General features: G+C 31.3%; 14 protein-coding genes and 2 pseudogenes. 4 read left to right on the top strand and 12 right to left on the bottom strand.

Annotated features, from left to right (window positions below; all coding sequences use genetic code 11):
- The first annotated feature begins 22 nt into the window (after nt 1-22).
- From gad to AZF37_RS11130, 4 genes and pseudogenes are all read left to right on the top strand, one after another.
- Nucleotides 23-1,136 (top strand): annotated as a pseudogene (gene gad, locus AZF37_RS00710) (glutamate decarboxylase).
- A 1,365-nt stretch (nt 1,137-2,501) separates the two neighbouring features.
- Entirely contained in the window at nt 2,502-3,083 is a 582-nt protein-coding gene (locus tag AZF37_RS00705; protein WP_245611976.1) for a helix-turn-helix transcriptional regulator, read from the top strand.
- Between the two features lie 559 nt (nt 3,084-3,642).
- On the top strand, nt 3,643-4,254 hold the full coding sequence (locus tag AZF37_RS00700; RefSeq protein WP_245611975.1) for a nitrogenase component 1: 612 nt from the start codon (nt 3,643-3,645) through the stop codon (nt 4,252-4,254).
- Between the two features lie 32 nt (nt 4,255-4,286).
- The gene (locus AZF37_RS11130) at nt 4,287-4,454 is read left to right on the top strand and encodes a hypothetical protein (RefSeq protein ID WP_245611974.1); all 168 of its coding nucleotides are present in this window, start codon (nt 4,287-4,289) and stop codon (nt 4,452-4,454) included.
- A gap of 122 nt (nt 4,455-4,576) precedes the next feature.
- On the opposite strand, the gene AZF37_RS00695 is transcribed toward AZF37_RS11130, so the two are convergent.
- The 12 genes and pseudogenes from AZF37_RS00695 to AZF37_RS00650 all read right to left on the bottom strand — a co-directional run bounded on the left by AZF37_RS00695 (nt 4,577) and on the right by AZF37_RS00650 (nt 12,295).
- Complete coding sequence (locus tag AZF37_RS00695) at nt 4,577-5,104, bottom strand: ATP-binding cassette domain-containing protein (protein WP_281178924.1); 528 nt, start codon at nt 5,102-5,104, stop codon at nt 4,577-4,579.
- Between the two features lie 133 nt (nt 5,105-5,237).
- Nucleotides 5,238-5,474, bottom strand: a complete 237-nt coding sequence (locus tag AZF37_RS00690; protein WP_162473771.1) for a P-loop NTPase family protein — start codon at nt 5,472-5,474, stop codon at nt 5,238-5,240.
- A gap of 21 nt (nt 5,475-5,495) precedes the next feature.
- The gene (locus tag AZF37_RS00685; RefSeq protein WP_088369138.1) at nt 5,496-5,954 is read right to left on the bottom strand and encodes an ABC transporter ATP-binding protein; all 459 of its coding nucleotides are present in this window, start codon (nt 5,952-5,954) and stop codon (nt 5,496-5,498) included.
- Nucleotides 5,948-6,649: an energy-coupling factor transporter transmembrane component T gene (locus tag AZF37_RS00680; RefSeq protein WP_088369137.1), complete on the bottom strand. Its 702-nt coding sequence runs from the start codon at nt 6,647-6,649 to the stop codon at nt 5,948-5,950. Before AZF37_RS00680 ends, AZF37_RS00685 begins: the two co-directional genes overlap by 7 nt.
- Nucleotides 6,650-6,673: 24 nt before the next feature.
- Nucleotides 6,674-7,111 carry an MptD family putative ECF transporter S component gene (locus AZF37_RS00675; protein ID WP_088369136.1) on the bottom strand — a complete coding sequence of 146 codons (438 nt, stop codon included), beginning with the start codon at nt 7,109-7,111 and terminating at the stop codon, nt 6,674-6,676.
- 12 nt (nt 7,112-7,123) lie between these two features.
- Nucleotides 7,124-7,285 (bottom strand): hypothetical protein, encoded by a 162-nt coding sequence (locus tag AZF37_RS10140; RefSeq protein WP_162473770.1) that lies wholly within the window; start codon nt 7,283-7,285, stop codon nt 7,124-7,126.
- Between the two features lie 75 nt (nt 7,286-7,360).
- Nucleotides 7,361-7,720 (bottom strand): annotated as a pseudogene (locus AZF37_RS00670) (MptD family putative ECF transporter S component); the annotation flags it as partial.
- 72 nt (nt 7,721-7,792) lie between these two features.
- Nucleotides 7,793-7,921: a hypothetical protein gene (locus AZF37_RS12000; RefSeq protein ID WP_281178887.1), complete on the bottom strand. Its 129-nt coding sequence runs from the start codon at nt 7,919-7,921 to the stop codon at nt 7,793-7,795.
- 396 nt (nt 7,922-8,317) lie between these two features.
- Nucleotides 8,318-8,695 (bottom strand): FAD-dependent oxidoreductase, encoded by a 378-nt coding sequence (locus tag AZF37_RS00665; RefSeq protein WP_088369134.1) that lies wholly within the window; start codon nt 8,693-8,695, stop codon nt 8,318-8,320.
- A 65-nt stretch (nt 8,696-8,760) separates the two neighbouring features.
- A complete protein-coding gene (locus AZF37_RS00660; RefSeq protein WP_088369133.1) occupies nt 8,761-9,369 on the bottom strand; it encodes an FAD-dependent oxidoreductase in 609 nt (202 codons plus the stop codon).
- A 66-nt stretch (nt 9,370-9,435) separates the two neighbouring features.
- Nucleotides 9,436-9,795, bottom strand: coding sequence for an NAD(P)-binding protein (locus AZF37_RS00655; protein WP_088369132.1), 360 nt, complete (start codon nt 9,793-9,795; stop codon nt 9,436-9,438).
- A 1,585-nt stretch (nt 9,796-11,380) separates the two neighbouring features.
- Entirely contained in the window at nt 11,381-12,295 is a 915-nt protein-coding gene (locus AZF37_RS00650; protein WP_088369131.1) for an InlB B-repeat-containing protein, read from the bottom strand.
- Between the last annotated feature and the right edge of the window lie 9 nt (nt 12,296-12,304).

The following is a 12,304-nucleotide window of genomic DNA, read 5'->3' as shown; positions in this document are numbered from 1 at the left end:
AGAATATCCTCGCACTGCCGAATTGGAAAATCGCTGTGTAAACATGATTGCTGATTTATGGCATGCTGATAAAAAAGAAAAATTCATAGGTACCTCTACAATAGGCTCTTCAGAAGCTTGTATGCTTGGTGGTCTTTCTATGAAATTTGCTTGGAAAAATAGGTCTGAAAAACTAGGACTTAATATACATTCTAAAAAACCAAACTTAGTTATTTCCTCTGGCTATCAAGTCTGCTGGGAAAATTTTGTGTCTATTGGGATGTAAAAATGCGTATAGTCCCAATGAACATTAAACATATGAGTATAGATATGGATAAAGTTATGGATTATGTAGATGAATACACAATTGGTATAGTAGGAACTCTAGGCATTACCTACACTGGAAAATTTGATGATATTAAAGCCCTTAATGAAAAAGTGGAAGCTTATAACCAAACAACAGATTATAAAGTTTATATTCATGTAGATGGAGCTTCTGGTGGTTTTTTCACGCCTTTTGTTGAACCAGATCTTGAATGGGATTTTCGTTTAAAAAACGTAGTCTCTATTAATGCCTCCGGTCACAAATACGGCTTAGTCTATCCAGGTGTCGGATGGATACTCTGGCGAGACGAAGCTTTTTGCCGGAAGAACTAATTTTTAAAGTCAGCTATTTGGGTGGTGAAGTACCAATAATGGCAATTAACTTCTCCCATAGCGCCAGTCAAATTATTGGTCAATACTATAACTTTATACGCTATGGTTTCAAAGGCTATCAAAAAATACAGGAGAAAACGAAGAAAGTAGCTACCTTTATTGCAAATGCTATTGAAGAGACAGGGCTTTTTGAAATCTATAATGATGGCAGTAACCTGCCCATTGTTTGCTATCGCTTAAAGGACGAAACAAAAATTAAATGGACACTTTATGGTTTATCAGACCGCCTCTTAATGAAAGGCTGGCAAGTGCCAACCTACCCCCTTCCAAAAGACTTAGATAATATTGTAATTCAAAGAATAGTCTGCCGGGCTGATTTAGGCTACAATATAGCCGAAGCATATGTTGAAGATTTTAAGAATGCTATCAATGAATTATATAAAGCACATATTCTCTTCCACGATAAAAATAAAAAGAAAGTTCAGGGATTTACCCATTAAACAAAATGTCTGAACAAGGGAGGATTAAGAATGTCAATAATTAGCGATATTAATTTAATTATGCAACCTCAACAGCAAATTATAACCATCCGAAAAGCCAAATGGTGATACATGTAAAATAATTTAATAATTTAAAAAAGTATTGTTTTACCTCATAATAAATGATTAAATAGTATTAACTAATATTACAAAAATATTTTGAGGTGAATGAAATGAAAAAATACTTTTATTATGCCTATCCTTTCTTCTACTTTTTTCTCTTGCTGGGTGTTCAGAGAATAAAAAAATCGTCGACGATGCTAAAGAAATTTTTGAGGAAATCATTTAACCTACAGAGTTTGCAATTAAGGAATATTATGCTCACGTTATATATTATGAGTTATTTGTTTCCTTTGAATTTGTTGGCAAAATTGAAAATATTAGTAATAGAGATATCCGTCCATACAGTATTGATATTGAATTAATTAAAGCCAATGGTTCTGTAGGCCAAACTATAAACATTACCCGTCAATCCAACTTCAATTACTGCTGGAGAATCAAAATACTTAGCTTCATCAGCAACAGTAGATTCGCAGTTCAAGGTTAATGAAGCTAACTATAAAAACTATATTATTAAAAAATGGAACGGAGAACATTTAAAAAATTATAAGCCTCAATACATAAAACTAGAAACTACTGATGTATCCTTTGAAAATGCAAATAATATAGTTCTTCGGGATAGCATATCCATTGATCAGGTAAAGGGAAGCGTTTTCAATCAAAGCGATAAAAAATAGTTTCAACTTAATCAACAATATTCTTCTATGATCAAAATGATCAAATAAGTTTTATGACATCTGCAACGAGTCCTGAAACACTCTTACCCCAAGAAAATGCCATTGTTCGCTGGACAACTATACTCCCTCCTAATTTTATTAAAGAAAATGTAAAAAAATATCACTACTGAAACATATGGACTTATAGAAAGAGATTAGGTTAAAGACAAGAACCCACAACTTTTTAAGGGGTTTTTGCCTTTCTTTTTTCTTATTTTCTCCATGAATAAAAAATGAATACCTAACTTTCACTTTTCTTTATTTAGCCCCTTGAATTCTACTCTAACAAATGTTATGGTATTCTTAAAGAATTGTTTATATTTATTAACTTCAAGGAGGCATATAATGGAAATAAAAATCAATCAATTAATACACCCTTTGGCCAACACCTGTTTTCATGTTGAAGGAGTCTATCATTATAAAATAAAACCCGGCCTATCAGGTTGGTAAAAATCAAGACCCTTTCCAGGATTTATTTTTCCTATTAAAGGAAAGGCAGAATACCATTTTGAAGGTTCACTTTACAGAGCGGAGGTTGGAAAAGTTATTCATGGTGGGCGCTAATATGAATCTTCACAAACGTGTTTTAGGTAATCAAGAATGGGAGTATATTTCTGTTTTATACAACCTAACATCCCCAGAAACAAAATCATTAAATTTGCCTAGAATGCATTTTGAATTTACGATTGGACAAAATCTACGTTTAAATGAGTTCCTTAAACGTCTATGGCTAATTAATAAACAGCCAGGATATTTACCTAAGTTTCAAGTTGACACCCTATTTCGCCAAGTACTTGAAGAGGTTTTTAGAGGCGCACAAAAGCAAACAAAAGACGATATGAAAAGTCTCTTTGATAAAATTTCTACCTACATCCACGAACACTATATGGAAGAATTATCAGTCTCAAAAATAGCAGACTTAAATGAGATTAATGAAAATAGACTCTATTATATCTTTACTAAATATACAGATACGGGTTGTCATGATTATATTCTTAAGTATCGTCTAAATCGTAGTAAAGAACTACTAATAACTACAGACACACCTATTAATGAAATTGCTAGAAATGTAGGTTGCCAAGACCCTCTTTATTTTAGCCGGGTTTTCAAAAAACATAGGTGCCTCCCCTAGCAATTTACGAAAACAATTCATGAATAGTCCATAGAGTATTCATGATTCCCCCATTCCAAAAACAGGAGTAGTTTGTTTGCTATATTAAAAGGTTAGTATAACAAACTACTTTTATATTAGAGGGAAAAATGAAGAAAATTGCAATATATGGAAAAGGTGGTATTGGGAGACGTTCCTCTACCTCTTACTATTTATTTAAGCATCTTAGGTATGAAACCTATTATTATACACTTGGAAAAATATTATCCAGAAGATCATGTCCATAATAAGAATATAGCCTCAATGGGGAGGGGGGAGGGATCCCCATGTTTGTCAAATGCTTAACTTAGAGCAAGATGTTTTAGTTTTAAATCAACTAAATTTAGATATTACTGAGATGTTCGATTTTTATGGACAAATAGGTTATGAAAAACAATTAATTTACTAACAAGAATATTAGATAGCGTTAATGCCAAAAATAATAACAATAAAGGAGCACTAAAAAATGCTAATCTTGTTGAATTTGGCTGTATAGGGCTTCTCTTTTATAGTCATGTAGCATTGGAAAGGACTGGGATTGATGATAAAATGCCAGCTCTACTCTACACATATAACAGAAACAGATATTGCCTTAGGTGACACATCAAGACTTGAAGAAAGCATTGCCTATATAATTGAGAAGGATAATCCACAAGTTATCTTTCTTTTACCGTCATCAATTCCTCAGGTAATTGGAACGGATTTAGTAGCAATTAGTCAAGAATTACAACCTCTATATCCTCAAACCCCGTTACTGCCTATTAGTTATGGTGGATTTAACATAAAACAACACCAAGGCATTAAAAAGGCTCTTTTATTGCTGGCAGAGTCATTAACTATTGAAATAAAAAAATCTATTCAACCTACTTTTAACATTCTCGGTTCCTGTGCTGATTTACTTAATTTTCAAACAGATGTTAGAGAAATTGTTCGACTCCTTAAAGGGGCTTTTAAGATGAAAACAAATTGTATTTTAACATCAGAAATTCGTCGAGAAGGTGAAGCAACTGAAAAATTTTTAAAAGAAAAGTTTAACACACCCTACCTATTATCTCGAACCTATGGAATAGCAGGAACAAAGAACTGGCTTTATACGATTGCCCAATTATGGGCAGTGATGACATTCCTTATTTTACAGAAAAAGAATGGATGAACGTTGTTAAAAACCATAAGAAAGGAATCCTAATGGTCAGCAGCGAAGCTTTAGAACAGGGCAATAAAAACAGAGATTTACAGATACGTAACCCTGATACACAATGGCGCTTAAATCCTTATATTCCTTCATTAATGGGATTTAGAGGGGCAATTAATTTAGCTAACCTCTGGATTAGCAAAGAGAGAATTAAACTATAAAAGCCAAGAATACTAAATAATATTCTTGGCTTTTTTGTTAATTAAAAAGTCAGCTGTTCATTCTCTTAACAATCTCTGGCATTGTAACCTCCGTTACAGCTTTTTCACTAATTTCAGATTTTTCAAAAAAGAACTCTGTGACAAACTGTTTGAATTAATTCATAATCACGGGTAATAACAATGACAGCTATGCCATCTTTTGACAATTGATTTATTAAATCAGCTACTCTTAATAAATTTTTACTATCTAAACCAGAAGTCGGTTCATCTAATATTAAAATATCTGCGTCACTCATATAACCTACAGCAAAAGTAAGACTTTGCTTCTGGCCGCCTGATAAGGAAAATGGATGTTGATCCTTTAGCTCCCATAGATCTAGAGACTTTAAAAGATTCTCTGCTTTAGCTTTTTTATCAGCTGTTATTTTTGTTCCCATTAACAATTCATTATAGACACTATCAGAAAAAAGTTGATAATCACTGTCTTGAAGAATATACCATAATTTTGATAATCTTTTTCTTTTCCAATTTTTCTCCAGAAATATAAATTGACCCATTTTTTCAGCTAATAAACCATAAAGAGTTTTGGCAAAGGTTGTTTTGCCAACGCCATTGTCGCCTACTATCGCAACAATTTCTTTTTTCTTTATAGCAAGATTTAGATAACTAGAAACGTAGAAACATTTTCTAATCTTACTGCTTATTTTTCTTCTATAGTTGGTCTTTCCCTGGAAACAAAAATCTTTATAGCAGGTAGCCTTAAACCTAAATCGTAGATAGACTCTAGGTCATAATTACATAATTCCTCAGGTGTTTACATTCACATGTTATTTTTCCATCTTCTAACATAATAATACGATCACAGATTGGCATAAGATAATGAAGTCGATGATCTGCTACAATAATTGCTTTGCCTAAATCCTTAAGAGACTTTAAAAGCATCCCTAAATCTTCAGATGCTTTCATATCTAAATTAGCTGATGGCTCATCAAAAAGAAGAACACCAGGATTATTCATCATAGCAGAAGCAATTGCTACCTTCTATTTTTCTCCTCCAGAAATTTCATGAACTTTCCTATTTAAAAGATTTTCTATGCCTAACTTATTGGAAAGATATTCAATTTTTTCTAATATCTCCTGCTTTTCAAAACAGTAATTTTCCCCACTAAATGCAATCTCATCTCTCACATGAGAAGTAAAAAACTGACTCCTCGAATCTTGGAATACACTACCCACTAATTCACCAAATTCACAAGGAGTATATTCACTCCCTTGTTTTTCGTTAAGATAAATATTTCCTTCTAATGTGCCTTCAAAAAAGTTAGGTATCAATCCATTAATAACTCTAATAAGGGTTGTTTTTCCGCCACCACTAGGTCCCATAATAACAATAAGCGCTCCTTTATCGATAGATAAATTAATATTTTTCAATTGACTCTTTGTATCATTATATTTAAAAGATACATTTTTTATTTCTATAAATGGCTTTTTATCTACCATAAACTACCTCCATTGCTATAAATACCTGCAATAACGATACTGCTAATTAAAAGAATAATTATTAGATAGTCTAAGACATTCATTTTTAAGCTATAGATACTCGTTCTAGCCTCATCATTATCAATGCCTTTAGTCATAGCTGCTGCTGCTAGTTCTTCAGAAATTCTTAGGCTCCTCATTAAAAGTGGAACAATTGTATACTCAAAAGTATTCAGTGGATGCAACCAATTTTTAGGATTGGTTAAAGAAAGTCCTCTCATTTTTGCTGAAATTTGAATAGATTGACATTCAAACTTCATTACAGGGAGAAATCTTAAACTTACTACAAATGTAACTAACATGTTCTTTGGTAAACGCCACTTTTGCAATGCTGACATAATTTTCCCTGAAGGATTTTTACTCAAAATACTGGCCGCCATAATAATTGGCATAAAGCGAAGTATAAGAGAGGTGAAAAAACCTAAAAAACTTATTGCCTGTCCACCGGTATTTATAATCAGAAACTGTAAATAGCCAACTATAGTAAAGATTATAGTAAATTTTATTACTGACTTTATCTGACCTTGAATTATTAGATAAATTGCCATAAATACAAATAGACTTACAATAACTGTCATATTACTAATAAAAATTGCAATCGTAGCAATTAATAAAAGCAACACCTGTGTCCTTGGATCAAAAACCACTTTTTTCATTAAGTAAACGCCCTCTTTCCCTAACTAATAAACTTCTTTAATTGCTCCAGACTTTATAAAGCGCTTTTTTAGCAACTTGTAACCAAATAAACACCCTAAAGCCCCGAAAACTACTCCTAGCACTACAATGACTATAATCCACATTGGATTATAGTAAAGACTTGCAATAATAGCCATTGCTTCTGGAGAAAAAGAAGTGCTAAAGTTTTCTTCCATATATGCTCTGCCAAATACCCAGAGCATTACAGCACCATGAAGTCCATAAATACCACTAAAAATAGCCCAGGCTAATGTTGCTTTGCCAATTGAATAATAGCCATTGCTGTAAGATAATATTAGTTCTCCAATAATACCAGCAGGTATCATTGTAATCAACATTTGAGGAGTCCCCATAACAATATAAATAAAACACATAATTGCTGTTGATACTAAAAAAGCACCTTTTTTGGACTTTAAATACAATTAACAAATAAATCAACGCCATAAAAAAGAGCCTATAGCTGAGCCTGCTATGTAAGCAAACTGCAAAAACGGCATTACCACCATACCTGCTATCATCATCACTGCAAACATTACAGCTGTCAAAATACCAATTGTAATATAGTCTTTCATTACCATTTTATCTTTCTTTTTCATTTTTTCCTCCTATTTTCTTTTTCGGCTATTTTATTGCCTGTATTGCACCAGATTTTATAAAATTTTTTTAATAATTTATAGCCAAAAAAAGCAACCAGCAATACCAAGAACAATACCTAATGCAACCATAACAACAATCCAAACAGGACTATAATAAAGGCTTTCAATAAGCCCTCTACTTTCAGCAGGTATGGTATCGCCAAAAGTTTCTTCCATAAACGCTTTTCCCAATACCCAAAGCATCGCCGCACCATGAATACTATAAATACCACAGTATCTCGACCAAGCCAATGTTGCTTTTCTAATTGAATAATATCCATTCATATAAGATAGAATAAATTCAGTTATAATGCCTGCAGGTAAGACGGTAATCAACATTTGAGGCGAACCCATAATAATATATATTAGAGATATAATTATAGTTGAAATTAGAAAAGCACCCTTTTTTGCACCTTAAAAACTATCACTAAATAAATTGGCGCCATAAAAAAGTAACTAAAGCGGAACCTACAACATATGAAAATTGTAAAAAGGCATTACAAGCATACTAACAACTAACATAATAGCAAACATTACTACAGCGAGAATGCCAATTATTAGGTAATCTTTCATCATAAATTTATCTTGTTTTTTCACCAATATCACTCTTCTAATAAGTTTAGTATTCTTAACTTTTATTATATCATCTCATTCTAGAATTGCAATAAAAAGTTTAGAATTTTAAACTTAATTTTAAAAAAGTGATTCTTAAACCTAATAAACTTTACTCAACTATCATATTTTAAAAAATATAAATTTTTAATATAATAAAACCACTTAAACACATGTTTAAGTGGTTTTATATTGGCACTATTTAGAAATGTCCAATTCTTAAAAATAAACTATCTTTTAATGGAAATTTAATAAAACGATATTCCACATAAGTACATTTTTTAATTAAAAATATACTTCTTTCCTTTATTTACTATTTAGAGCACAAAATAAAAATCTTTCATAAATAAAAATGCAAAAAACACATCGATTGAAAATTATTTAATTATCCTGTATTCTTTGTGCTGCTAAATAACCAGATTGAATGACTCCTTCAAAGGTTGGATAAACCATATAATCACCTGCTAATATTAATGAGCCATGATTCAATTTATCTAATTGCAATAGTCTACCATAAGCTCCTTTTGACATAACTGTATAGCCATAAGGAAAGCGTTCAATATCATAACCAGTTATCTTACTACTTGCTGACTCAAAAACCTTATCTAAATCCCTGTATATATTTTGTATTATTTCCGCATCACTTATGGTATCCAAAAGGCGATCTTTGCTTTTTGCTGGTGCAATATAAACTGATATAATATAATATCCTAAATCTTTTTTCAGAATTATAATGCCTTTCAATCCAAGTAGCATCATAAATATCCGTAAAGAAATAGCCATCTGGAACTGATAAATCAAAGGCTTTATTAAATATAGGAGTATCAGAAAAAAAGTGCAACTGTTGCATAAGAGGAATATTCAATTTGTTTCATAATATGTGCCTTTTCTTCTGTAATAACAGTTGATGCAATATTCGTTTCTTCCGTAGAAGGTACAGCTAAAACAATTTTATTAGCAAGTACTTGACGTGAATTTTCACCATTTCCCATATATTCAACAAGATAATCCTCTCCCTTTTTTGTAACACTCACAACCTTGCTATTCTTCCTTATTTTATCACCTAACACTTCTCCTAATTTATTAGTAAGTTCCGTTACACCTTTCTCAAATGAATATGAAGAAGACTTTTCTTTTTTAGCTAAAAAGTACTCATTTTCAATATCTTTATCAGAAAATTTACTATAATCAACTGTTTCTTCGTAACTTACATCTTCATAGTCAAATGCTGCTTCTGGAATAAAATTCAATGCAGATATTTCGTCCATATTAGCCCCAAACAATCCTTTTGTAGTCACATTATACTTACTAATATATTTTTCCTGAACGCCATTTTTACGAAGCCACTGACCAGCAGTAATATTGTCTAAATATTTATTCTGAGTCGTATAGTTAAGCTGAGGTATTTCATTATATTCATCGTATTTATCCAATACAAGTTTAACAAAATTCTGATAATCCTTTATATTACTATTCTCAACTAGGTACCTTTTTTCTCCTTAGTAGCCATAATAAAAATGCTTACCATCAAACATTGCATCCATAGGGGAAGGAATTTCTTTTGGCTCAAGGCTCAATTCCTCAATCATTTGAGCTAATACTGTTTCTGGTGTCCCTAAATATTCATTTCCTTTTGCATAAGTAAAAGAATTATGAACACCAGAAACAGTACGTCCCCCTACCGTATCCTTTTGTTCTAAAATCAGAACATCTTCATTTTTTAAAAAGTAGCCACTTGTCAAACCAGAAATACCGCCAACAACAACTACTACATCATGTTTTTCTATTCTTTGTTCTCCAAGTACTGCATTATTTGATTTCAACGCCTTAAAACAACCAACTAAGAGTATGCTCGTCATAAACAATAACGCTAAAATCTTAAAATATTTTTTTCATATCTTAACACCCCTAATAATATTGATAAATATTAAAATCCTTATTATATTTAATTGATAATACAATATGCTAAATACCATCACATTTGCATAGCAGTATTTTCTAATGCTCGTTGTACATTATTTCAATCATTATAGCAAACAGATACTTTTATTACCAGCCTTTAGTGGATATTATTAAGCAAAATTAGCACCATAAAAAATCATCCTAAAAATGCTATTTTATTAGAATCCCAGTTGTTCCACCAGTCTCCATTAAAATATAAATATAATTATTTTTTTGATACTATATACAAAGTCACATCATTTATTACCAGTGAAAATAAAATCTAATTAACACACGCAATATTCACATAATCTTTATTTGATTAGCTAACAAAACATTCTCAGCATTCTATTAAATATTAATTTAGGGGTTGCACAACCGAATATAGTATGATATATTATTATTGTATTATTTTCTTAATTGTACTTTTCATATAAGTATTCTTTAAGTGCAAGAAAGCCAATCCACAATGGACTGGCTTTTTGTTATTCTCTATTTAAAAAAAGTGGTTGATGTAGTTATTTTAATTTCTAATAAATAATAATAAATCTTCAATTTTTTAGCTAAAAGCAAAAACTAACAAGATATTTTAAACAAAAGTGTTTTTATAAGCAGATTATTCAGTTTAGAATCAAAAATGCATTCACAATCAAATCTAGATGACCTAGTATCCATTGAAAAAGAAATTGCAAAAAAGAAGAAAATTATTGGAAAGAGATGCATGTTAGAAATTAATCTAGCTCTTTTGCTTGTTGATTATCTGTCTATAGCAAAACTCCCTAAGCTCATTGCCTAGGGAGTTCTACCTTAAATTAAAAATTTAAATATGATATGTTAGTATCATATTAATAGTAACGTTAATTATACTTTTTGTAAATAGCTTATTTACCAATTACCTCCTTGACTATTGTGCATATAGCTTAACATTGTTTGTCGGCATTCTGTTTTTACTTAAATCCCACTTAGTTTCTTTTCCATTTTTTCAGTATTCCAGCCTATAAACTTATACCCTATTATCTTTGAATCTAAATGATAATGTATAGCTTGTCATCTTAAGGCGTATTGATAAACTCCCTGTTAAATTGCATGCCCACTATTGTTTTGCCTTTATCATCCGTATATTATGTTAATATAAATTCATGTTTTGGAGCAAGCTCTCTTTTTGACTAAACCTACATAATCTGAAAGCTTCATATTTGACAGTACTTCTCTATTCGTTATCTCAACAGATGAATTCCCTTTTAAAATCAATTGGTCTTGATCTCAACATAAATTACTTATTGATAATAAGTTATTACTTAGTTCTAAAGGAATATTTTAAATTTTTTAAGCTTTTAAGCAAACTTGTCAACTGCTTTCCCTAAATATCTATTAATAATCTGAATGATTGGAAAGCCTGCTTCTGTCATTTCCATAAATTTATGTGCAAACTACTGTCTAGGATACATATTGTCATTTTAATTGCTACAAATAATAACAACATGGTTTTTTATTTTTTTTACATTACCACCAACATTGCCATTGGGCATATAGTATTACATTATGATCAGGCATTGTTGTTTTATTGAATTTCCAGTTTTCTCCACTTCCATCTTTTGCTGTATTCCAGCCTTCGAATGTATAAAAAAATCTGAAAGGATTTTTTACTGCTTGTGCTTTTTCTCCTTCATGTAATATTTGATCTTCTGGCATTCCCCAACAGCCTCCATTAAAATCAAAGGATAATGTATATGTTAGATCAATCTTTTCCCATACAGCATACAAAGTAATATCATTTGTTCCCATTGTAAATAGGGCTTCATCTGCATACTCTACAACTCCGCCCTCTTCTGTTGCCCAGCCTACAAATGTGTTATCATTACTTATAAATTCATTTTTTGGTAAATTTTGAGTTTCGCCTTCATTAATGGTAATAGGGTCCATTGTTCCTTCTCCTATTGTTCCATTAAAGCTTACTATATGCTTATTTTGTTGCCATTGAGCATATAGTGTAACATCACAATTTGGCATAGTTGTTGTTGCAAAATCCCATGCTAATCCACTTCCATTTGCTGTTGTATTCCAGTCATTAAATATATAGCCTTCTCTCATTGGATTACGTACAGGAGTAGCTAAGTCTCCTGTTTTAATTACTTGATTATCTGGATCTATTCCGCTACTACCGTTTAAATCGAAAGATAATGTATGTTCTCTTTCTATTACATTTACTGTTGATTCAACATATCCAACAACTGTATTTGAAGAATCAATAATATTCATATTTACCCGTTTTGTTCCCGTAGTTGAAAAATCAGGCACTGGATTTGCTTTTTCCGCTCTAAATCCATTTTCTTCAAAAACACTAATGTCTCGCTGGTACTGGATCCCCCCACATGTATAGTTTGAGTTGTTGGTGATGCTATTTTGATTAAACCACAATCATCTATT

Origin of the sequence: endosymbiont 'TC1' of Trimyema compressum (assembly GCF_001584725.1) — a bacterium.
Classification (GTDB): Bacteria; Bacillota; TC1; order TC1; family TC1; genus TC1.
This window is presented reverse-complemented; position numbering and strand designations above follow the sequence as displayed.

Bases quoted from the DNA above. Each gene is read 5' to 3' on its own strand.
- AZF37_RS00705 (WP_245611976.1), top strand. From the start codon at position 2,502: ATGGTGGGCGCTAATATGAATCTTCACAAACGTGTTTTAGGTAATCAA.
- AZF37_RS00700 (WP_245611975.1), top strand. From the start codon at position 3,643: ATGATAAAATGCCAGCTCTACTCTACACATATAACAGAAACAGATATT.
- AZF37_RS11130 (WP_245611974.1), top strand. From the start codon at position 4,287: ATGGTCAGCAGCGAAGCTTTAGAACAGGGCAATAAAAACAGAGATTTA.
- AZF37_RS00690 (WP_162473771.1), bottom strand. From the start codon at position 5,474: ATGATGAATAATCCTGGTGTTCTTCTTTTTGATGAGCCATCAGCTAAT.
- AZF37_RS00685 (WP_088369138.1), bottom strand. From the start codon at position 5,954: ATGGTAGATAAAAAGCCATTTATAGAAATAAAAAATGTATCTTTTAAA.
- AZF37_RS00680 (WP_088369137.1), bottom strand. From the start codon at position 6,649: ATGAAAAAAGTGGTTTTTGATCCAAGGACACAGGTGTTGCTTTTATTA.
- AZF37_RS10140 (WP_162473770.1), bottom strand. From the start codon at position 7,285: ATGAAAAAGAAAGATAAAATGGTAATGAAAGACTATATTACAATTGGT.
- AZF37_RS00665 (WP_088369134.1), bottom strand. From the start codon at position 8,695: ATGATGCTACTTGGATTGAAAGGCATTATAATTCTGAAAAAAGATTTA.
- AZF37_RS00655 (WP_088369132.1), bottom strand. From the start codon at position 9,795: ATGACGAGCATACTCTTAGTTGGTTGTTTTAAGGCGTTGAAATCAAAT.